Origin of the sequence: Alloalcanivorax marinus, from assembly GCF_016785095.1 — a bacterium.
GTDB lineage: Bacteria > Pseudomonadota > Gammaproteobacteria > Pseudomonadales > Alcanivoracaceae > Alloalcanivorax > Alloalcanivorax marinus_A.
In genome coordinates, this window is record NZ_JAEKJB010000010.1 from 65,433 (window position 1) to 85,168 (window position 19,736).

The 19,736-nt window shown below is 65.7% G+C and carries 18 protein-coding genes; 4 read left to right on the top strand and 14 right to left on the bottom strand.

The window, feature by feature from the left end; translation table 11 throughout:
* Positions 1 to 7 precede the first annotated feature (7 nt).
* The 10 genes from JF515_RS13935 to JF515_RS13980 form a co-directional block, all read right to left on the bottom strand.
* Positions 8 to 1,270 carry a branched-chain amino acid ABC transporter substrate-binding protein gene (locus JF515_RS13935; protein ID WP_203105066.1) on the bottom strand — a complete coding sequence of 421 codons (1,263 nt, stop codon included), beginning with the start codon at positions 1,268 to 1,270 and terminating at the stop codon, positions 8 to 10.
* Positions 1,271 to 1,387: 117 nt separating this feature from the next.
* Positions 1,388 to 2,695: a TRAP transporter large permease gene (locus JF515_RS13940; RefSeq protein WP_203105067.1), complete on the bottom strand. Its 1,308-nt coding sequence runs from the start codon at positions 2,693 to 2,695 to the stop codon at positions 1,388 to 1,390.
* Positions 2,692 to 3,186: a TRAP transporter small permease gene (locus JF515_RS13945; protein WP_203105068.1), complete on the bottom strand. Its 495-nt coding sequence runs from the start codon at positions 3,184 to 3,186 to the stop codon at positions 2,692 to 2,694. Before JF515_RS13945 ends, JF515_RS13940 begins: the two co-directional genes overlap by 4 nt.
* Entirely contained in the window at positions 3,186 to 4,178 is a 993-nt protein-coding gene (dctP, locus tag JF515_RS13950) for a TRAP transporter substrate-binding protein DctP (protein WP_238401082.1), read from the bottom strand. Before dctP ends, JF515_RS13945 begins: the two co-directional genes overlap by 1 nt.
* Positions 4,179 to 4,184: 6 nt before the next feature.
* Positions 4,185 to 5,027, bottom strand: coding sequence for a TRAP transporter TatT component family protein (locus tag JF515_RS13955; RefSeq protein ID WP_238401083.1), 843 nt, complete (start codon positions 5,025 to 5,027; stop codon positions 4,185 to 4,187).
* Between the two features lie 52 nt (positions 5,028 to 5,079).
* The gene (locus JF515_RS13960) at positions 5,080 to 5,916 is read right to left on the bottom strand and encodes a rhomboid family intramembrane serine protease (protein WP_203105070.1); all 837 of its coding nucleotides are present in this window, start codon (positions 5,914 to 5,916) and stop codon (positions 5,080 to 5,082) included.
* Positions 5,917 to 6,000: 84 nt separating this feature from the next.
* Positions 6,001 to 6,975 carry an aminopeptidase gene (locus JF515_RS13965; protein ID WP_238401084.1) on the bottom strand — a complete coding sequence of 325 codons (975 nt, stop codon included), beginning with the start codon at positions 6,973 to 6,975 and terminating at the stop codon, positions 6,001 to 6,003.
* 152 nt (positions 6,976 to 7,127) lie between these two features.
* Positions 7,128 to 7,694 carry an elongation factor P-like protein EfpL gene (gene yeiP / locus JF515_RS13970; protein ID WP_203105072.1) on the bottom strand — a complete coding sequence of 189 codons (567 nt, stop codon included), beginning with the start codon at positions 7,692 to 7,694 and terminating at the stop codon, positions 7,128 to 7,130.
* A 79-nt stretch (positions 7,695 to 7,773) separates the two neighbouring features.
* On the bottom strand, positions 7,774 to 8,541 hold the full coding sequence (locus JF515_RS13975) for a lysophospholipid acyltransferase family protein (protein WP_203105073.1): 768 nt from the start codon (positions 8,539 to 8,541) through the stop codon (positions 7,774 to 7,776).
* Positions 8,538 to 9,371: a GNAT family N-acetyltransferase gene (locus tag JF515_RS13980; protein ID WP_203105074.1), complete on the bottom strand. Its 834-nt coding sequence runs from the start codon at positions 9,369 to 9,371 to the stop codon at positions 8,538 to 8,540. Before JF515_RS13980 ends, JF515_RS13975 begins: the two co-directional genes overlap by 4 nt.
* Before the next feature lie 167 nt (positions 9,372 to 9,538).
* Between JF515_RS13980 and JF515_RS13985 the strand changes: the two genes are divergently transcribed.
* Complete coding sequence (locus tag JF515_RS13985; protein WP_203105075.1) at positions 9,539 to 9,811, top strand: CDGSH iron-sulfur domain-containing protein; 273 nt, start codon at positions 9,539 to 9,541, stop codon at positions 9,809 to 9,811.
* A 123-nt stretch (positions 9,812 to 9,934) separates the two neighbouring features.
* Here JF515_RS13985 and JF515_RS13990 read toward each other — a convergent pair whose 3' ends face one another.
* Complete coding sequence (locus JF515_RS13990) at positions 9,935 to 10,627, bottom strand: transposase (protein ID WP_203105076.1); 693 nt, start codon at positions 10,625 to 10,627, stop codon at positions 9,935 to 9,937.
* Positions 10,628 to 10,844: 217 nt separating this feature from the next.
* A complete protein-coding gene (locus tag JF515_RS13995) occupies positions 10,845 to 11,582 on the bottom strand; it encodes a dienelactone hydrolase family protein (RefSeq protein ID WP_203105077.1) in 738 nt (245 codons plus the stop codon).
* Between the two features lie 138 nt (positions 11,583 to 11,720).
* Between JF515_RS13995 and JF515_RS14000 the strand changes: the two genes are divergently transcribed.
* Positions 11,721 to 12,335, top strand: a complete 615-nt coding sequence (locus JF515_RS14000; protein ID WP_203105078.1) for a hypothetical protein — start codon at positions 11,721 to 11,723, stop codon at positions 12,333 to 12,335.
* Between the two features lie 90 nt (positions 12,336 to 12,425).
* Here JF515_RS14000 and ppc read toward each other — a convergent pair whose 3' ends face one another.
* Positions 12,426 to 15,089: a phosphoenolpyruvate carboxylase gene (ppc, locus tag JF515_RS14005; RefSeq protein WP_203105079.1), complete on the bottom strand. Its 2,664-nt coding sequence runs from the start codon at positions 15,087 to 15,089 to the stop codon at positions 12,426 to 12,428.
* A 120-nt stretch (positions 15,090 to 15,209) separates the two neighbouring features.
* Here ppc and JF515_RS14010 point away from each other — a divergent pair, with 120 nt between their 5' ends.
* Together JF515_RS14010 and JF515_RS14015 are read left to right on the top strand one after the other, a co-directional pair.
* The gene (locus JF515_RS14010; RefSeq protein ID WP_203105080.1) at positions 15,210 to 16,169 is read left to right on the top strand and encodes a GGDEF domain-containing protein; all 960 of its coding nucleotides are present in this window, start codon (positions 15,210 to 15,212) and stop codon (positions 16,167 to 16,169) included.
* Positions 16,170 to 16,264: 95 nt separating this feature from the next.
* Positions 16,265 to 17,947, top strand: coding sequence for a trypsin-like serine protease (locus JF515_RS14015; RefSeq protein ID WP_203105081.1), 1,683 nt, complete (start codon positions 16,265 to 16,267; stop codon positions 17,945 to 17,947).
* Positions 17,948 to 18,040: 93 nt separating this feature from the next.
* Here JF515_RS14015 and JF515_RS14020 read toward each other — a convergent pair whose 3' ends face one another.
* Positions 18,041 to 19,696, bottom strand: a complete 1,656-nt coding sequence (locus JF515_RS14020; RefSeq protein WP_203105082.1) for an FAD-dependent monooxygenase — start codon at positions 19,694 to 19,696, stop codon at positions 18,041 to 18,043.
* Positions 19,697 to 19,736: the final 40 nt, after the last annotated feature.

Genomic DNA, 19,736 nt, shown 5'->3' on the forward strand with positions numbered 1-19,736 from the left:
GACCGGTTCAGTCCCGCGGGGGGCGGCGCATTTTGCAGGTGGTGGGCATGGCCACGTCCTCGGCGGGAATCAGCGCCACCTTGGCGAAATTGTAATCGGTGCCTTCGGCGCCATAGGGCATGTCGCCCTTCATCACCGACAGCACCATCGGTTGCTGAATCTGGTGGTCATCCTTACGCATGGTGTAGGTACCCGTATCCATGTCCACGGACAGGCCCTCCATGGCGAAAGCGATGTCCACCGGGTCCACGCTGCCGGTCTCATCGGCGGCTTTCTTGAGCATCTCCATCATCGTGGTCAGACGCGGGTAGAACAGGAAATAATCCCAATCGGTTTGCTGGTACATATCCTTCTGGCGCTGGCCGATTTCCGGGTCCTCGGTATCGCCGTAATAGGCGTAGATTTCATAGATCCTGTCCACGCCGCGATCGCCGACCTGGGTCACGGTGCCTGGGCTGCCCGCGTAATAGGTCAGGAACGGCGCGTCGATGCCGAAGTCCGCCAGCGTCTTGGCCAGCAACACCATGTCCTGCCCCCAGTTACCACTGATGATCGCGTCCGCGCCGGAGGCCTTGATCTTGGAGGCGTAGGGAGTGAAATCCTTGACCTTGGCCAGCGGATGGAAATCGTTGCCGACGATTTCAATGTCGGGGCGCTTTTCCTTGAGCATTTCGCGGGCCATGGACGACACCGAATGACCAAAACTGTAGTCCTGGTTGATCAGATACACCTTCTTGATGTCCTTCTGATCCTTGATCCAGTTGGTCAGGGCATTCATCTTCATGTCGGAGCCGGCATCGAAGCGGAAATGCCAGAACGAACAGCGTTCGTTGGTGAGCACCGGGTCCACCGCGCCATGATTCAGATACAGCATCTCCTCGCCGGGATTGCGGCGGTTGTGTTTATCGATCGCCGAGATCAGCGCCGACCCCACCGATGAGCCGTTGCCCTGCACGATATAACGGATGCCGTCGTCCGCCGCCTTTTGCAACTGCACCAGGCTTTCCTGGGGGCTGACCTTGTTATCCAAACCGACAATGCGGAACGGATGGCCATCCATGCCGCCTTCGGCGTTAAGACGTTCCGCCTCGAACTTCATATGCGCCACCAGCGGCAGCCCCACGCCGGCCATCGGCCCGGTCAGCGGATCGATAATGGCGATGGTGACCGGTTCCTTGTCGGCGGGCGCGGCGTGACCTGGAGCGATAAACAAAAACGAAAGGAAAATAGCGGTGACCGTGGCTTTCCACGGTGTTTTCTCTGCGAACATGGCTCTCTCCCGAGTTGTTATATTATTGATCGAAACCACATACCCTGGAGTATGTGCACAGGAGAAACGCCGTGTCCAGTAGGGAGATCACGGCTGAAACGCAACGCCGCGGTGGGCCTAACGCACCAGCCAGAGACTCAGAGCGGGAATATAGGTGATCGCCAGCAGTGCCACGATCAGCACCAGCATGAACGGAATGGTGGCGGCGAACAGCTCGGTGATCGACTTGCGGAACCGGTAACTGGCGATGAAGAGGTTCATGCCCACCGGTGGCGTGATGTAGCCGATCTGCATGTTGGCCACGAAGATAATGCCCAGGTGCATCGGATCGATGCCATAGCGCAGCGCCACCGGCAGGATCAGCGGCACCATGATCACCAGGGCGGCGAAAATATCCAGCATGGCGCCGAGCACCAGCAACAGAATGTTCAGCAGAATCAGGAAGGCGATCTTGCCATGCACATGGGTCTGGATGAACTGGAACAGTTGCTCGGGCACCTCGGCGTACACCAGGTAATCGGCGAACGCCTGGGCCACCGCCAGAATCAGCAGGATGCCACCCACCATCACCATGGCTTCGCGGGTAATGCCCGGCAGCCGCCGCAGGGGAATCTCCCGGTACAGCCACACTTCCGCGATCAGCACGTAAAGCGCGGTCACCGCCGCCGCCTCGCTGACCACCAATACGCCGGAAAACACGCCGCCCAGCACCACCAGTGGCAACGGCAGTTCCCAGCGCGCGTCCCATAGGGCGGCACGCAGTTCCCGGCCACTGAACGCCTGGCGCGGCACCGCGGTGGCGCCCCCGGCGTCGCCGGCCCGGGTCGCCCACAGGCAATACAGGTACAGCAGCACCACCATCAGCAACGCCGGACCCACGCCGGCCAGATAAAGATCGACGATCTCCACCGGCGGCATGGCCAGTTGCTGGGAGAGCTGCTGGGCGATGATGCCGTAGATCAGCAGCGGCACCGAGGGCACCAGCAACAGCCCCAGGCTGCCGGAGGAAGTCACCAGCCCCAGGCTGAAGCGTTGCGGGTAGCCGGCCTTCACCAGCGCCGGCAGCAGCAAGGCGCCCAGCGCCACGATGGTCACCCCGGAGCCACCGGTAAGAGCGGTGAAGAAGGCGCAGGCGATCAGCGCCACGAACGCCATGCCGCCGGGCATCCAGCCAAACGCCGCCTGGCTGAGACGCATCAATCGATCGGCGGTGCGGGATTCGCTGAGCAGAAAGCCAGCGAAGGTGAACAGCGGCAGCGCCATCAGTACCACCGAATCCGCCAGCTGATAGATATCGATGTGCAGCACCGCCAGCGGCGAGCCCAGCGCATAAAAACCGAGAGCGGCGGCGCCCAGCAGCACCGCGAACAGGGGCGCGCCGAGCAGCGCCAGCAAAATCAGGATCAGGGCACCGGCCAGGATCATGCCACCGGCTCCCGCATGCGCGGCCGGCGGCCCACCAGGCCCAGGCCGAACAGAATCAGATAACGCAGCGCCATCACCGAGAAGCCGAGGGGAATCACCGCCTGCAGCAACCAGCTGGGGATGCCGGCGAAGGCGGCGCCGCCGAACTGGCGTTCCTCGATCACGAAGCCCAGGCCATACCAGGCGGTGAGCAGGCAGATGCCGGCGGTGAACAGATCCACCAGGCCGGTGATCCAGGGCAGCAGACGCTCGGGCAGGAAGTTGGCGGCCAGGTCGATGCGGATGTGTTCATCCTTGCGCGACGCGATCATGGCGCCCAGCAGGCCAATCCACAAAACCGCGTTGCGCAGCAGTGGATCGGCCCACACCAGGCTGGTGCCGACCAGATTGCGCAGCACGATCTGCGCCACCGCCAGGGCCACCATCATCAGCACCACGAAGACAATCAGGCCGTCCTCGAAACGGTGAATCCAGCCCAGCAGGCGTCGCATCAGGAGCCGCTGTTCCGGTAGGCCTCGAGAATGGCGTGCAGCCGGTCAAGCATGTCCTGGCTGAGCTGGCCGTCCCGCACCAGCTTTTGCGTGGCCTTGTCGGCGTAGCGCTTCCACTCCGCGCGTTGCTCGTCATCGGGCGACACCAGCTCCAGCCCCTGGTTGCGCACCGCCTTGAAGGCGGCCTTGTTCTGCTCGCGGCTATCCTTGTCGATGCCTTCGAAGGCACCTTCCAACACCCGGCGCACGACCTTCTGATCGGCCTCGGAGAGCCGCTCGAAGTGGCGCTTCTGAATCGCCAGCAAGCCATAGGTGTAAAGCAGCGGCAGGTCGGTGATGTAGTTGACCCGGGAGTACCACTGCAGGGTCAGAGCCGCCACCGGCGGCGCCGCGTAGGCATCGATGGCACCGGTTTGCAAGGAGGTGAGCACGCTGCCGATATTCAGCACGATGGGCGACAAATCCAGCGTGGCGGCGGCGTTGGCCGAGGCGCTGTCGCCGGACGGCAGCCACAGTTTCTGGGCACGCAGGTCGTCCAGGCCACGCACCGGCTTGTCGGACATGATGTAGGCGAAACCACCGTCCACCAGCCCGAAGCTGACCCAGCCGTTGTCCTCCAGCCCCTGCTTGATCAGCGGGTCCAGCTTCTCGCGGGCGGCATCCACCTCGGCGTAATTGTTGAACGTCAGCGGCACATTGAGGATCTGGCTGTCCCGGTAGTAACGGGCGAAAGCACCGCCCTGGGCCATCTGTCCGTGCAACTGGCCAACGCGGATCTTGCGCTGCACCGCCTGGTCATCGCCCATCACGCCACCGGGGTAGATTTTCAGCGATACCCGGCCATCGGTTTCCTGCTCAATGGTGTCACCGGCCTGCTTGAGCGCCTTGACCACGGCGGTGCCGTCCGGATACAGCGTGGAAATTTTCAGGGTAGTGGCGAAGGCCAGCATCGGCATCAGAGCCAGCAGGGCCACGGCGGTTCTCAACATCATTGTCTCCTAGAAATACTCGTCGGCGCTGTCCAGCAGCCGACGCGCCTCGCGCTTGGCGTAGGCATTCTGCAAGGTGAGGTCGGCCACGTCCACGTCGGCGTCCAGCACCTGGCGCAGTTGCCGGTCGTGCAGTTCGCGGTCGAATACCAGGCGCGCGTAGTGCTCGGCGTAGAACACCCGGGCCAGCAGGTTGTCGCCGTCGGACAACGCAATGGCACGCAGGAAGTGCTCGCGGGCCTGCTCCGGCTGACCGCCCAGGGTGGCTGGCAGCAGGCTGTTGAGCACCCCCAGGTACATGTGTGCCTGGCCGTGCTGATAGCCTTCGTCCAGGACCACCACCCGCTCCATGAGCAGGCGCACCCGGGACAGCTCGGCCACCGCGTTCCAATCGTCGGAGTGGGTCTGGATGTAGCCGGCCCAGGCGGCGCCCAGGGTGAACAGCGCCGGCACGTCTCCCTTGTCGGCCCCGGCTACCAGGGTCTCCAGCGCCGGCACGTCCATCTCCCGGGCCCGGCAGTAGGCGTGATCGTGGGCGCAAGCGGCGCGCAGACCATAGTCCAGGGCCTTGGCATTGAGGCGGGCGGCCCGTCGCGGATCGTCCACGAACAGACCGGCGTAGGCACCGTAGAGGTCGGCGCCGGTGGCGAGCAGGGATTCACGCTCCGGCCAGTTGACGATCAGGCCGTCGATCATCAGCAGATAACTGGGCAGACCCGCTTCCACCGTGGCCAGATCGCCGTTCTGGCGCACACCCTGACCCAGACTGTCGCCGACCCGGGCCAGGCCACAGCCCTGCAGAGCAAGGGTCAGGCCAGCCAGCGCCGCGATGGCAATTGTCCGTTGCTTCAAACCTCTCTCCATTCGTTGCGCGCCCTGTCGCGGCTTCAGCCGCGACCCCACGTCAGCGGCGATAATAGCGCATGCGACGGTACAAACCGACCAGCACGCCGAGCGCGCCGCCACTGAGCAAACCGGTCAGGTGGGCGGTGTTGGCGACCACGCCGGACAGGCCCACGTAGCAGATCACCAGCCAGACCAGCATCAATACCACAATCTCCTTGCGCAATTGATACCCGGCCGCCGGATTGACCTTGCCATACAGCCACAGATAGCCCAGCAGGCCATACACCACACCGGACAGACCACCAAAACGCGGGCCCGTATCGAGGTACTGCGCGAAGTTGGAAATCGCCGCCACCACCAGGGTGATGGCCAGCAGTTGAAGGCTGGACTGGAAACGCTCGATCAGGCGCCCCAGGTCGCACCACCACAGCAGGTTGAAGATGATGTGCAACACCGAGAAGTGCAGCAGCATGGGCGTCAGCAGCCGCCAGGGCTGGGCCGCCAGCCCCTGCACCGTGTCCGGGAACATCAGCGCTTCGTAGAGCCCCGGCCCGATCACATAGGGAGAAAGAAAGATCAGCACGCAGGCAATCAGCCCGGTGCGGGTCACCGGCCCCAGGCTGGCGAACCAGCCACCGGAGAACACCCGCTCCCGGGGCAGCCCGGTGACCGGTTCGCTGGCCTGCCAGGCGTCATCCTGCCACTTGCCGGCCAGCGGGTTATTAAGAAACTCACGGGCCAGTTCCCGGGCCTCGTCCTGGCGGGCGGCGTCGAGGAGAAACAGGGTGTAGTGCCCGTCCCGTTCCTCGGTGCGCGTGTCGATGCCGCGCCGCGCCAACAGGTCGGCCAGACGTTTAGCCAGGGAGGCGTTATTGATACGGACCAGTTCCCGCATGGGTTTCCTCGTTGTGAATCGCGGCTCCAGCCGCTCCTACGGGTTGGGTACGGCGCGCGGAGGGAATGCCTTCGGTCGCGACGCTCACTCAAGCTCCTCGGCCAGCGCGTCCACCCGCTCCCAGAAGCAAGGCCACTGCCCGCCGCAGCTTAGCAGTATTTTCTGGAAGTCCCCCACCAGGCCGTAATAATCATGGACTCCGTTAAGGCGGGCATTGTTCAGCGTGCCCTCGAAGAACCCGCCGTAGGCGTCCAGGCCCGGCACCGCCTCGGCACGGGCACGGAAGGCGCGGCGCAATTCCTCGATCAGGGCCGCCTTGCGTGCCGCCATGGTGTCCGGGGGCAGCTCCCCGGCGTACAGGGCGGCCAGTTTATCGCGGGTATCACCCACCAGATCCAGGAACGCATCCCTGGCACGGTCCCGGCGCCGCCAGCGGTCCAGATCCACGGTCAGGTCATGGTGGGCCAGATAACGCAGAGTGCCCTCCCTGGCCACCATGGTGGCCAGGGATTCGTTGAAGCGGGTATGGTCGGCGATGTACAGGCGCCGGTGTACCAGTTCGTGGAGCAGCAGTTCCACCAGCGCCGGACCGGAGCGATTGATCATGGGCGTGGTCAGAGGATCGTCGAACCAGCCCAGGGTGGAATAGGCGATGGCGCCGCCCACATAGGTATCCCACCCCTCGCCGGCCAGTTTGTCGGCTTCCTCGCGGGCCGCCTGTTCCTGAAAATAACCGCGATAGCTGAGGCACCCGACGAACGGAAAGCACCAGGTCTTCGGCTCGAAGGAAAAACGCGGCGCCGCCATCACGTTCCACACCACCGCATCGCGATCCAGGTGAACATAGCCGCGGTACACCCCATCGGCGGGCAGTGCCATGTCGCGGTCGGCGAAGCGCAATACGTCCTCGGCCAGGATCAGTTGTTGGCGCACCGGAGCCGGCGTGTCCGGATCGGCCACCACCCGCTCCACCGGCTCGCGCTGATGCATCAGGCTGAAATGCCCCTTCACCGCCTGGCCGTAGTAGCCAAGCTGGCAACCGGATAAAAGCAGATACAAGATGCAGGCTACAGGGTACAGCGTGAGGCGCCTGCCGGCATGACGGAGAGCAGCGCCCCCCGCGCTGCCGGCCCCGCGAGCGCGGGCACGGCTTTTGGCGCGGCACGGCACGATACCCGCTGTATCCTTTATCCTGAATCCTGTCTCCATCTTTACGCCCGGGACATGAATTTCCGTTCCGCGGTATTGATGCGCACCTTCTCGCCTTCCTGCAGGTACTCCGGCACCTGCACCACCAGGCCGGTTTCCAGGGTGGCGGGCTTGGTGCGGGCGCTGGCCGAGGCCGCCTTCATGGCCGGCGCCGTTTCGGTGATGGTGAGCACCACCGAGGCGGGCAGCTCCAGGCCGATGACCGTTTCACCCACGCGCAGGGCCAGCAGGCCGTCGCCATCCTCGGTGATGAAGGCCAGTTCGTCGGCGATGTCGTCACCCTTGATCGGGTACTGGGAGAAATCCTCATCGTCCATGAACACATAGTCGTCGCCGTCGAGGTAGGAGAAATGCACCGGTCGGCGCACCAGCGACACCGTGGGGACATCGTCGTCGCCTTTGAAGCGCTCTTCGAATTTGGAGCCACCGCCTACCTGTTGCGCGCGTACCCGGTAGAGGGTGGCGGCGCCCCGGGCGGAGGGGGATTGGACATCGATCTGGCGGATCACGAACAGGCCGCCGTTGTGCTCGATCACATCGGCTTTCTTCAAGTCACTGGCTCGGGTCACGGGCCTTCCTCATGGTGGACGAAACGGGGCTCATGGTAGCAAAAAAACGGTTCGTCGCGATTCGGGCGTGGCGCGGGTTTCAACCGAGGCCGGCGATGATCTGTTCGCGGGCCAGGCGGGCCCGTTCGCGGGGTTCGGCGGCGGGCACCGGCGGGCCGAAGGTGAGGTCCACGACGATGCGTTCGCGGCCCAGCAGGCGCCACAGATGGTGGTGCAGTTCATCATCGTCGATGAAGGCCAGGGCCGGGTCCGCCCGCCCGACGGCGTCCCGGTAACGCAGCGCCACCGTCTGCACCGGCATGCCCTCGGCGGCGGCGAACAGCTGGGGGAAGAAACGACGCACGCTTGCGCCGTCCGTGGTGGTGCCTTCCGGGAACACCAGGATGGCGCGCCCAAGGCCAAGGTGCTCGCGGATTTCCCCGGCCTTGAGCCGGGATTCACCGGCGCCGCGACGAATGAACAGGGTGCCCACGGAACGCGCCAGCCAGCCGATCACCGGCCACCGCGCCACCTCCGCCTTGGACAGAAAGTGGCAGGGCCGGGCCGCCGCGATCACCGGGATATCCAGCCAGGAGACGTGGTTGGCCACCAGGAACAGCGGGCCACCACGCAGCGCCCCATGGACGCGCAGTTCGACGCCCATGATCGCCAGCAAGCGCAGGCACCAGCGCTGCTTGGCAAGCAGGATCTCCGGTCGATGAGGGTCGCGGGCGGCGCGCCGCCAGGCCGCCTCCACCACCCCGGCGATCAGATGGCCGACAATGCGTACGGCCCGCCACAGACGGCGGGCCAGTATCAGCGGGCGGCCTTGCGCCGCGCCCTCCAGGGACCAGTCCCGTTCGTTCATACCATCGCGACCGCGCGCTCCGCCACCCCGGCCTGGCCGGTCTGCAGAAAGTGCTGCACATAGCGGGCCGGCAGGCGGTCCACCTCCATCAGGATGAAGTAATCCAGGCAATTGAATGCCGGGTCCCAGCATGGCTCGCCACACACCCGGGCGCCCATGCGCAAATATGCCTTCAGTAGCGGCGGCATCCTAACCTTGGCGGCCACCGCGTCGCCGGGCATCGGCGCCAGCCGGCAGCGGGGTGTGACCCGCAACCCGGCGGGCGCCAGATGGTCCTCGCGAATACGCTGGTCAATGGCCGCCACGTTGTAGTCCTCGCCGAGGGCAATGCTGGCGCAGCCGATCAGATAGCGCACCTCGTTCTCGAGCATGTAGCGGGCCAACCGGGCCCACAGTACCGTGATCACGGCCCCGCCGCGATGGTCCGGGTGAATGCAGGTGCGACCGATTTCCGCCACGCCGCCAGAGAGCGTGTCCACCAACGGCATGTGGAACTCACTGGCGGAATAGAAACCGCCGGTGCGCGCCACCCGGTCACCGGGTAGCACGCGGGTGTAACCGACCAGCTCGCCGGTGCGGTTGTCACGCACCACCAGGTGCAGGCAATGGCGGTCGAAACGGTCCCGGTCCAGGCCGAAGGGGGCGCTGAAACTGGCGCCGTACTCCTGGGAAAAAATCCGGTAACGCAACCGTTGCACCTTGAGGATCTCCCGCCGCGACCGGGTAAAGTAGGCACTGAAGCGACTGCCCTCCTCCGCGTCCCTGGGCCGGTTTCTGGGTCGGAACGGCGGACGCAGGGCTTTGATCCTTCCAGCGGCTTGCGCAAGCATAACGGGCTCCCAACATTATTTTCCGGCCAGTCTGGGAGCCGCCGGTTGCCGCGCGGTGACAAAAACATGACCATCCCGCGACAGCCTGGGAGCCTTTGGAAGCACCTCGCGCCTCCGGGCTTACGGGCGGGCCCACGATCAGGACGCCCTTTTGGGAAGGAATAAAAATGAGAGATGAAGCCGCGGCGGAGCCGCGCTACCCGCAACCGGTCAGAATGCAGCCCGGCGAAACCCGCTACTGGTGCGCCTGCGGGCACAGCGACGCGGCGCCCTTCTGCACCGATGAGCGCTGCCCGGCAAGCGACCGGGTGCCTTACAGTGCCACCAAGGAAGAGATCGTGCTGTTTTGCGGGTGTGGCGCCACCAGCCGCCCGCCCCATTGCGACGGCGCCCATGTCGGCCTGAAAAAAAGAACGCCCTGGTGGCGGCGCTGGCGTTAAACCAGCTCTGAGTAACGCTTTAAAACCGATTAAAATCCATATCCGGAACGGGCCGGACAACCGGCTTTCCCTTTATGTTCAAACCTGAATGGGTTGTATTTCACCCGGTAGGGTGTGTCGATGTTAGTCGCGGCGGCGGCGTGGCCGCCCGCGGCCCCGGTTACTGACACGATGGCCGGTCAGGGCTTCCACCTCATCGGTGAAGCCGGGGTCGCCGGTGAGCTGATTGCGCTCCACGGCATCGTGAATCAAAGCCGTTTCCGAAGCCTTGGGAGTCTGTTGCGCGTAACGTTCATAGATAATACGGCGATGCAGCTCATCGTCCGCCAGAGCCAGGTAATCCGGGTCCAGATCCAGAATCGGCTTGGCACCCCGCTGCATGCGCTCCGAGTAGCTGCTCCAGGGATACCACTCCACGCTCCGGGCCCTGCCTAGACGCACCGGCAGTTGCTCCAGATACCGATCACAGGCCAACAGCCAGCTCGGTTGAACCGGGCTGGAACGATAACGGCTTTCCCACAGGGTGCCGCGCCGCTCCTCACGCCGGTTGCGATGCCGGGTCATGCGGGCCGCCAGTGATTTCATGAAACTCCCAAGAGCCCCTTCGTCGGGCCCGGGATTAATCAGCAAGTGAACTTCTTCGGGCAACAAACACCATGCGTAAACATCAACCCCGAAACTATGTTTTAGTTCTTTTACGTCCGCCAGATATTTAAGGTAGTCCTCTTCTTCCTTGAATACAGCCTGGCGATTATGGCCCCGGTGAAGTATATGGTGGGGGTAACCCGGAAGAACAACGCGCCTCTTCCTCGGCATGCTATCCCTCTAATAACGCTTTATTATTGGACGATAGTCTAGCCGCAAAACCCTGCGAAATAAATTAGTTACAGCACTTTTAAAATATGTCCGTCCCCTTTTTCTGATTAACATGTTGCTCACGCAAAAAGGGGACGTAACTAATATCTAATAAACCTTCTTTTAATCACCAAATCTGATACCGAGGCCATTGACTCGCCACAATGTGTACATGTGTTTATTTTTCTTCCAGGGTTTGCTGAAAGAACCGCAGTACCCGTCGCCAGCTATCCTCGGCGGCGTTCGGCTCATGGTAGGCGCGAAGGGGGCTGTAGCCGGACAGGCGCTTGAAAACAAAGGTCTGGTGATCATTCATGAAGGAGTGGCCCGCGTCGGGATAGGTTTTGACATCGTGGGGCACACCCAGCTCGGAGAGGTGCCGGGCCAGGCGTTCACCGTGCCCGCCATAAACCAGATCCTGTTTCCCCCAACCGCCCACCACTGGGCAGATGCCGGTCAATGCCGTGGCCTTGCGCGGCACGCCACCGTAGAACGGCGCCACCACCCGGAGGCCACCCCGGGCGGCGTAAAGCAGCGCGAAGCGTCCGCCCATGCAGAACCCCATCATCGCAACCTTGGTCACCGGCTGTTGGTCCTGCTCCAGCAGCCAGAGGCGGCAGGCCTCAAGCTGCTCGAAGGCCGCGCCGTGACCGAGTTCGTGGTCACGAAGGGTGCGAACCACGCACAGTGAGCGGGCCCCGGCGCGATCGTAGAGATCCGGCGCCAGCACCGGGTAGCCGTTATCCGCCAGACGCCGGGCAATGCGCGCCTGGTCGTCGCTGAAACCGAAGATATCGTGGATCACGATCACCGCAGCATTCAGCCCGTTAGGCTGTTGGGGCACAAACCAGCGGGCACGCATGCGGTGGCCATCCGGCAGGGTGACGTGGGTCAGGTGAGGGTCCTTGGCGTTCATGGTCGCTCCTTGAGTGGTGTTTTTTTCACCAGCCTACCGCAACCCCATGGTTCTGCCAGCGCGCCGCCGCCGATTGGCCCGGCCGACCGAATCCGGCACGATGCCCCGTTTTCTTTCCGCCTTTTATGGAGGACCCGAATGTATTCCTTTTCGTCCGCCCTGCCGGCGCTGTTCGGCGGCCTGTTCCAATGGGACGCGGCGGTGGCCGCCCAATTCGGTTATTTGTTGATGGCGGTGCCCGGCGTGCTGCTGGGCGCCCTGGTGGGCCTGTTGCCGGGCTGGTTGCTGGGACGCGGGCCGGCCCGGCGACCGGCGGTGGCCGCCGCTCTGGCGATGGTGCCCTGGCGGACGCTGCTGATCGGCTGGCTGGTGGCTCTGCCGGTGTTCGGTCTGGCGCTGCTGGGCATCGGCGAGAAAGCCACCGCCTGGCTGATGCCGCAGGCGGGGTTCACCGCCGGCCTGTGGCTCACCGCCAGCGGCGCCACCCGTGCCGGCGGGCCGCGTAGCCTGCCGTTAAGCGCGGTGCGTGCCGGCCGCACCGCCTTGATGGTAATCAGCGGGTTGATCATGGCCAACGCCGTGGTCGGCGCTGGCGGTCTCGGCAGGCCCTGGCTGGAGGGCATGCAGACGCTGGAGATCGAGCAGACCCTGCGCGCCACCGGCCAGCACTTCTCCGTCCTACTGGTGGTGGACTGGGTGCTGGCCGTGCCGCAGGCGCTGCTGGTCTGGTTCGCGGCGCGACGGAATCCTTGATTCGTGGCCGGCGGGCCTTGATCGATCGCGCCTCAAGCCGCTCCCGCCGCCGCCCGATACACGCGGCAGGGGCGGCTTCAGCCGCGATACTCAGCCGGTGTTGCGCATGCCGGCGGCGATGCCGGCGATGGTCACCATGAGGGCGCTTTCCAGGGTGTCGTCTCCGTCGCGGTCACGCAGACGGGCCATCAGCTCCGCTTGCAACAGATGCAGTGGGTCGGTGTAGGGGTCACGCACGCGGATCGACCAGCGCATCACCGGGTTGTTGACCAACAGGTCGTCGCGGCCGGTGAGCCGGTGCAGGGCGTCCACGCTGGCGGCCAGGCGCTGGCGCAGGGTATCGCCCAGACGCTTGAGGTCCGGGTCGTCGGTGAGGCGCTCCTCGTACCAGGCGGCCACCCGCGGATCGGCTTTGGCGAGCACCATCTCCAGCATGTCGATGACGCCCTGGAAGAACGGCCATTGCTCGGCCATGGCCCGCACCGTGGCGGTTTCCTCCGGGCTGTCCAGGGCCGCTTCCAGGGCGGCGCCGGTACCCAGCCAGGCGGGCAGCATCAGGCGGATCTGGGTCCAGGCGAACACCCAGGGGATGGCGCGCAGGGTTTCCACGCCACCGCCGGGTTTGCGGCGCGCCGGACGGCTGCCCAGAGCGAGCCGGCTGAGTTCGGTTTCCGGGGTAACGGTGCGCAGGTAGCCGACCAGAGCCGGGTCGTCCCGCACCACCTGGCGGTAGCCGTCCACGGACACATCGGTAAGCGCTTGCATACGTTCGCGCCAGGCATCCTCGGGCTCACCGGGCGGCAGCAGCGTGGCCTCCAGGGTGGCGGCCAGGTACTGCTCCAGGTTGTAGGCGGCCACCGAGGGACGACCGTACTTGAAGCGGATCACCTCACCCTGCTCGGTAACACGGATGCGCCCGGCCACCGAGCCTGGCGGCTGCGACAGCAGCGCCATACGGGTCGGTGAGCCCCCCCGGGAGATGGAGCCGCCCCGACCGTGGAACAGGGTCAGCGGCACGCCATGGTCACGGAACAGGCCGGTGAGTTTTTCCTGGGCGCGGAACTGGGCCCAGGCGGCGCCCAGGAAACCGGCGTCCTTGGCGGAATCGGAGTAGCCGATCATCACTTCCTGACCGTCCACCACCCGCTGTTTATAGAGCGGGATGCCGAGCAGGGCGGTCACGGTGTCGCCGGCATTGTCCAGGTCGTCCAGGGTTTCGAACAAGGGCACCACGCGCATCGGGTGGCGCACTCCGGCAATCTTCTGCAGCAGCATTACCGCCAGCACATCGGACGGCCCCCGGGCCATGGAAATCACATAGGCGCCCAGGCCTTCCGGGCCCTGCTCGGCGATCACCTTGCAGGTGTCCAGCACCTCGCGCACGTCGCCGTCGCACAGATCGGAGCGGTAGAACGCCTCGTCGATCAACGGGCGACGGCTTTCCAGTTCGCTGAGCAGGAAGGCCTGCTTCTGATCCTCGTCCCAGTCGCCGTAGCCGCCCAGGCCCAGATAGCGGGTGATGGCATCCAGAGCGGCGGTGTGGCGGGTGGATTCCTGGCGGATGTCCAGACACAGCAGCGTGATACCGAAGCAGTTGAGGCGGCGCAGGGTATCCTTGAGCTCACCGTCGGCGATGGCCGCCAGACCCACGGCACGCAGGGAACGATCGATGAGCAGCAGCTCGTCAAGCAACTGCCGGCCCTCGATGAAGCCCTCGCCGTCGGGTACCGGGCTCCCCTCCACCAGGGCCTCCATACGCCGGCGGGTGATCTTGAGGCGGTCGCGCACATCGCGCAGCACCACCCGGTAGGGTTCATGGCTGGGGCCGGTGCGGGCCAGCAACTCCTCGCTGGCGCGGTGCATGGACAAATCCGCGAGCAGGTTTTCCACGTCGCGCAGATACAGGTCGGCGGCCATCCAGCGGGCCAGCAGCAGCACTTCCCGGGTCACCGAGGCGGTGACATTGGGATTGCCGTCCCGGTCACCGCCCATCCAGGAGGCGAAGCGCATCGGCACCCAGGCGGATGGCGGCGCGTCCAGACCGGCCACCGCCAGCTCCGCTTCCACGTCACGCATGGCGCGCGGTACCGCCCGCCACAGGGACTGCTCGATCACCGCGAAACCCCACTTGGCTTCGTCCACCGGGGTGGGCCGCTCGCGGCGGATTTCGTCGGTGCTCCAGGCGGACAGGATCAGTTCGCGCAGGCGCTGGCGCAGGCCATGCTCTTCCTCGGTGGTGAGGTCCGGCCGGTCCCGTTCGGCGAGCAGGTCCGCCATCTGATCGTATTTGCGGATCAGGGTGCGCCGGGTCACCTCGGTGGGGTGGGCGGTGAGCACCAGTTCCACGGACAGCGGCGCCAGGGTTTCCTGGATGCGCTCCGGGGAAACACCCTGTTTTTTCAGCTCCGCCAGCACCTGACGCAGGCCCTGGTCGGTGTCCGGGTCGCCGGGGTAACGTTCGTGGCGCCGGTGCAGGCGCTCGCGGTGATGCTGCTCGGCGATGTTGGCCAGGTTGAGGAACTGACTGAAGGCGCGCGCCACTTCCAGCAGGGTGGCGTCGTCCAGGGGCCCGAGCAGTTCGCGCAGGCGCGTCAGTTCCACCTCACCCTGGGAGCGGCTTTCCACCGCCGCCTGGCGAATCGTTTCCACGGTGTCGAACAACCGCTCGCCGGCTTGCTCGCGCAGCACCGCGCCCAGTTCCTCGCCCAGCAGGCGAACGTCATCGCGCAATGGCGCGTGTGGGTCCTGATCCATAGTCACTCTCTATGAAGCGCTTCGATGAAGCGCTTTTTTACAACAAGGGTCCACCGGATATCTTTATTCCATGGCGGGGCTGACGCAACATAGCGCGGATCGGATCGAGGAAACAGCTTCATGGAAACCCCAAGCCGCATGTCCACGGAACAGGGCGTGATCATCCTTCAATATGTCGCCAGAGCACTGTTCGCCGTTCTCGCGGTGATCTACTTCAATCATTCCGACGGCTTCTTTTTCGCCCTGCCGGCGGTGACGCCCTGGGTGCTGGCCGGCAGTTATCTGGGGCTGCAGCTGCTGTTCCTGCTGGCACGCGTCCCCCATGCCACCCTGCTCGCCTCCGGGCTGGATGTGGTGATCCTGGGCGTGGTGATTCTGATCGACGCCGGTCAGCCACCGCCGACCATGGCGCTGTTGTTTCTGGCGGTGCTCAGCAACGGGCTGCTGTACGGGCTGCGACGTTTCCTGATCATGCTGGCCGCCGCCGAGGTGGTGCTGGCCATCGTCATGCCGATCCGTCTGGGCTATGGGGATGACAGCGGCGCGCTGCTCAACCCGGCGGCCTCCGCCAGCCTGTTTCTGCTGGCGGCGCTCACCGTGTGCATGCTGTATTTCGGCCTGATGATCTGGCGCAATCAGGTACTGGCCCGGCAGTCGGTGGAGAATGCCTGGCGTGATCCGCAGACCGGCTTCATCAGCCGCGCCGCCCTGTCCAGCACCGCCGGCTGGTTGATTCCCCTGCACGATCGGCTGTCCTCGCCGCTGACTCTGGTGCTGGTGCACGACGACGACCTCAACGCCCTGGCGGACGCGGTGGCCCAACGGCTGCGGCGCAGCGATATCGTCGCCCGCTACGATGAGGAGCACCTGGCCCTGCTGCTGCCGTGTACCGCCACCGGCGCCGCCGAGCAGTTGCTCGCCGACCTGCGCGGTTCGCGGCCCGGGCTGCGCGCCGCCCTGCTCACCCTGCACAGTGCCAACGCCGCCCTGGAGCAGGTGCTGCACCACCTGCAGACCGCGATGCCGCGCACCCGGCCGGACGACGGGCACTGGCTGGCTCACGCCACGCCCCTGGCCTGATGGTGAAGGCCTTAACCAAACGGTAACGGTTTCCTCACTTTTTCATCGCGCCGTTGGCGTATGCTCGGGTGGACAACAATGACCGGGGGAAACCCATGATTCGTTGGACGCCCGTCCTTCTCTCCTTGCTGTGCACGCCGCTCTGGGCCCAGACCGCCGCCCCCCGCATCATCGGCGGCGACGACGCCCAACAGGGGCAGTGGCCCTGGATGGCCCAGGTCGACATATTTTTCTCCGCCAGCAGCCAAGTGGGGCTGTGCGGCGGCACCCATCTGGCCCGGAACTGGGTCGTCACCGCCGGCCACTGCGTGGTGAACGAAAACGACCAAAGCGTGACCGCCGGCGATGTGCAGGTACGGCTCGGCAGCGTGTTCCTGGACGGTGGCACCGCCTACACCGGTACCGCGCTGTATATTCCGAGCGGTTTCCGGCGCACCCAGGGTCGCGAGTTCGACAACGACATCGCCCTGGTGCGCATTAACGGCCCGACCATGAGCGAGCGCCCCAGCCTGATCGGGGATGCCCAGTTCCAGGATCTGCAGAATCGAGCCGCCGCCGAACGGGACGAGGCGCTGACCGCCCTCGGCTGGGGCGTTACCCAGCCCGGCGGCGACACCCCGGCGTCCCGGCTTCAGGAAGTGCAACTGGACTATGTGCGCACCGACAGCTGCCTGGCCCAGTGGGGCAGCGGCAACTTCAATACCGCCACCATGGTGTGCGCCGATGAACTGAACCCGCCGGACGGCCAGCAGCAGGATACCTGCATCGGCGACAGCGGCGGCCCGCTGTTCATCGGCCAGGACAGCGATCCCTATGTGGTCGGCCTGACCAGCTATGGTCAGGTCAACTGCGCCGACGAATTGCCGTCGGTGTACACCAAACTGAGCAGCCAGATCGGCTTCGTGGAAGCAGCCACCGCCGATGCCGGCGACCCGCTCGTGGACCTGGCTCTGGAGAATACCGGCGAGCGGCTGTACACGGCGGCGGCGGGCACCCTCTCGCGCACCCTGACCCTGGCCAACCGCGGCCAGAGCAACAGCGTCACCGGCGCCAACATCGCGGTCAGCGGTGGCGGTGATCTGGACGTGCGCCTGGACGGGCAAAGCTGCACGCTGCTGAACAACACCTGCTACACCTCCTCCAACACCCTGGGCACCACACTTATCAACCGCGCCGAGCAGGTGGAGCTGACCGCCCGCTACGACGGCCTGGCCACGCCGGCCCGGGCCACCCTGACGCTGGACGCCGGCGCCGACCAGGAAGAATACCGCAGCAAGAACAATCGCCACGAACTGACGCTGATTTTCTCCGACCAGGCGGACCTGTCGGTCAGCGGCCAGGTCACCGAGGCCAGCCGCGACGGCGACGGCCAGGGCGTGGCGCGGGTACGGGTGACGGTGAGCAACCTGACCACCGTGAACGGCGCCGCCGCCAGCCAGGTGGCGGTGAGCCTGTCCCTGCCGGCCGGCACCACCGTGCGCGACAGCTCGGTGCCCTGCGACACGGTGTGCAGCCCCGGGAATCTGGCCCCCGGCGAAAGCACCGACTTCACCCTGACCCTGGCCACCGGCACCGCCGAGAACGGCACCCTGGGGCTGAGCGTGGACGCCAACGGCGGCGACTTCCCCACCGACAACAATCAGGACGCGGTGGCGTTGTCCTATTCCGCCACCACCGACACCGATAGCGGTGGTGGCGGCGGCGGTGGTGGTGGCGGCACCCTGGGTTTGGCGGCCCTGGCGCTGGCGCTGGCCGGAGCGCTGCGCAAGCGCGGCTGAGGCTTCGCGACTGAAGTCGCTCCTACCGCCGATGCGGCCCGCTGTAGGAGCGACTTCAGTCGCGATAACCACCCATCTTCCTACCCGCGCGGCTCAGACCCCGCGCAGCATGCGCTCCAGATAGGCAAGCAGATAATCCGCGTCGGTGAGCGGCGCCCGGTAGGCCAGATGGCCATCCGGGCGCATCAGCCACAGCCGGCTGCCGGGTCCGAACGCGGCCTGGAATTCGCCGTGCTCGTCCCGCCAGCGATGCACCGCCTTGGCCATGGCACCCTGGGGCGGGTCCAGCTCCAGATCACCACGACCGATCAGCGTCACCCGCAGTTCGTTGAGATACTCGTCGGGCAGCCGTGACAACAGCGCGTGCAGAATCACCCGGGTGCGGTGATCCGGCGCTTCATCCAACTGCAGCAGGAGATGGTGCAGCGGCTGGCGCAGCAGCCCCTGCACCCGCCTTGGCCCACCGTCGCGCAGCGACACCAGGGCGGCGTCCGGCACCCGGTCACCGGGCAGCGGGCCCTGGCGGCGGCGGCCCACCTCGGCGTCCGGGCCCGCCTCCACCAGCGGTGAATGGCGGTAATGCACGTCCAGCTGGCTGGCCCGGCGCACCAGCCGGCGAGCCAGCTGTGGCCGGCCACCGGCCAGACGCAGCAGGGAATCACGGGCGCCGCGCAGCGCCCGGGCGCGCACCAGGGAAGCCCGCGACAGAGCATCCACGCCGCGCAGCATGTCCTCGGCCACCGGCCGGCGCTCGCGCTGGTAGCTGTCCAGTAGCGCGCCGCCGCCCCTACCCCGGCAGAACAGCACCAGTTTCCAGGCCAGATTGAAAGCGTCGGCGATGCCGGTGTTCATGCCCTGGGCGCCCAGCGGGCTCTGCACATGGCAGGCATCGCCGGCGAGCAGGATACGGTTGCGCCGGTAGTGGCTCACCAACCGCCGCTGGATGGTGAAGCGGCTCAGCCAGCGGGCCTGCTCCGGCAGCGGCGTCTCCGGCCCCAGGGCGGCGCGCAGGCGTTCGTGAAAATCCTCCAGGGTGGGTTCGCCGGCCTCCTCGTCCGGCTCGCCGTTTTCGCTGATCACCAGGCGCCAGCCATCGGGCATGGGTATCGCCGCCAGGTTGCCGTCGGCGAGCAGGAAGCCGTGGAAAGCGTCGTCGGCCAGGTTGGGTGCCCAGTCCACATCGGCAAGCAGGAAATGCTCCCGATAGTCATGGCCTTCGAACGGCAGGCCGAGCAGCTCCCGGACCTTGGAGTGGGCGCCGTCGGCGCCCACCATCAGTTGCGTGCCAATGGCCACTTCGTCGCCGTCATGGCGCACCACGGCGGTGACGCCGGAGCCATCCTGTTGCGCCTGCAGCAGCTCGGCGCCACGCCACAGGTCGCCGCCCAGGCGCCGGTAGCGCCGCTCCAGAATCACTTCAAGGCGTGGTTGCGGGCAGCACAGCAGATAGGGAAACGGCGAGGCCAGCGCGCCGAAATCCAGGTCCATGAGCGGCCCTTTTTCGCCATGCACGCGGATCATGGACAAGGGCCGCCCCTCGGCGAGCACCGCGTCCAGCACGCCCATGGCATCGAAAATCTCCAGGCTGCGGGCATGCAGCCCCAGGGCCCGGGAGTGCTCGGAGCGTTCCTCCTGCCGGTCGATGATCCGGCAGGGCACGCCGGCGCGCAGCAGGTTGATGCCCAGGGTCAGGCCGGTGGGCCCGGCGCCGACGATCAATACCTTGGGGGCGTTGGATCCCGTCATCATGATCGTGGTGCTACCATGGTTGCCTGGAACCGGGATCGAG

What these genes read in the sequence shown, in the direction of transcription:
- JF515_RS13935 (WP_203105066.1), bottom strand. Translation starts at nt 1,270, where the DNA reads ATGTTCGCAGAGAAAACACCGTGGAAAGCCACGGTCACCGCTATTTTC.
- JF515_RS13940 (WP_203105067.1), bottom strand. Translation starts at nt 2,695, where the DNA reads ATGATCCTGGCCGGTGCCCTGATCCTGATTTTGCTGGCGCTGCTCGGC.
- JF515_RS13945 (WP_203105068.1), bottom strand. Translation starts at nt 3,186, where the DNA reads ATGCGACGCCTGCTGGGCTGGATTCACCGTTTCGAGGACGGCCTGATT.
- dctP (WP_238401082.1), bottom strand. Translation starts at nt 4,178, where the DNA reads ATGATGTTGAGAACCGCCGTGGCCCTGCTGGCTCTGATGCCGATGCTG.
- JF515_RS13960 (WP_203105070.1), bottom strand. Translation starts at nt 5,916, where the DNA reads ATGCGGGAACTGGTCCGTATCAATAACGCCTCCCTGGCTAAACGTCTG.
- JF515_RS13975 (WP_203105073.1), bottom strand. Translation starts at nt 8,541, where the DNA reads ATGAACGAACGGGACTGGTCCCTGGAGGGCGCGGCGCAAGGCCGCCCG.
- JF515_RS13980 (WP_203105074.1), bottom strand. Translation starts at nt 9,371, where the DNA reads ATGCTTGCGCAAGCCGCTGGAAGGATCAAAGCCCTGCGTCCGCCGTTC.
- JF515_RS13985 (WP_203105075.1), top strand. Translation starts at nt 9,539, where the DNA reads ATGAGAGATGAAGCCGCGGCGGAGCCGCGCTACCCGCAACCGGTCAGA.
- JF515_RS13990 (WP_203105076.1), bottom strand. Translation starts at nt 10,627, where the DNA reads ATGCCGAGGAAGAGGCGCGTTGTTCTTCCGGGTTACCCCCACCATATA.
- JF515_RS13995 (WP_203105077.1), bottom strand. Translation starts at nt 11,582, where the DNA reads ATGAACGCCAAGGACCCTCACCTGACCCACGTCACCCTGCCGGATGGC.
- JF515_RS14000 (WP_203105078.1), top strand. Translation starts at nt 11,721, where the DNA reads ATGTATTCCTTTTCGTCCGCCCTGCCGGCGCTGTTCGGCGGCCTGTTC.
- ppc (WP_203105079.1), bottom strand. Translation starts at nt 15,089, where the DNA reads ATGGATCAGGACCCACACGCGCCATTGCGCGATGACGTTCGCCTGCTG.
- JF515_RS14010 (WP_203105080.1), top strand. Translation starts at nt 15,210, where the DNA reads ATGGAAACCCCAAGCCGCATGTCCACGGAACAGGGCGTGATCATCCTT.
- JF515_RS14015 (WP_203105081.1), top strand. Translation starts at nt 16,265, where the DNA reads ATGATTCGTTGGACGCCCGTCCTTCTCTCCTTGCTGTGCACGCCGCTC.
- JF515_RS14020 (WP_203105082.1), bottom strand. Translation starts at nt 19,696, where the DNA reads ATGATGACGGGATCCAACGCCCCCAAGGTATTGATCGTCGGCGCCGGG.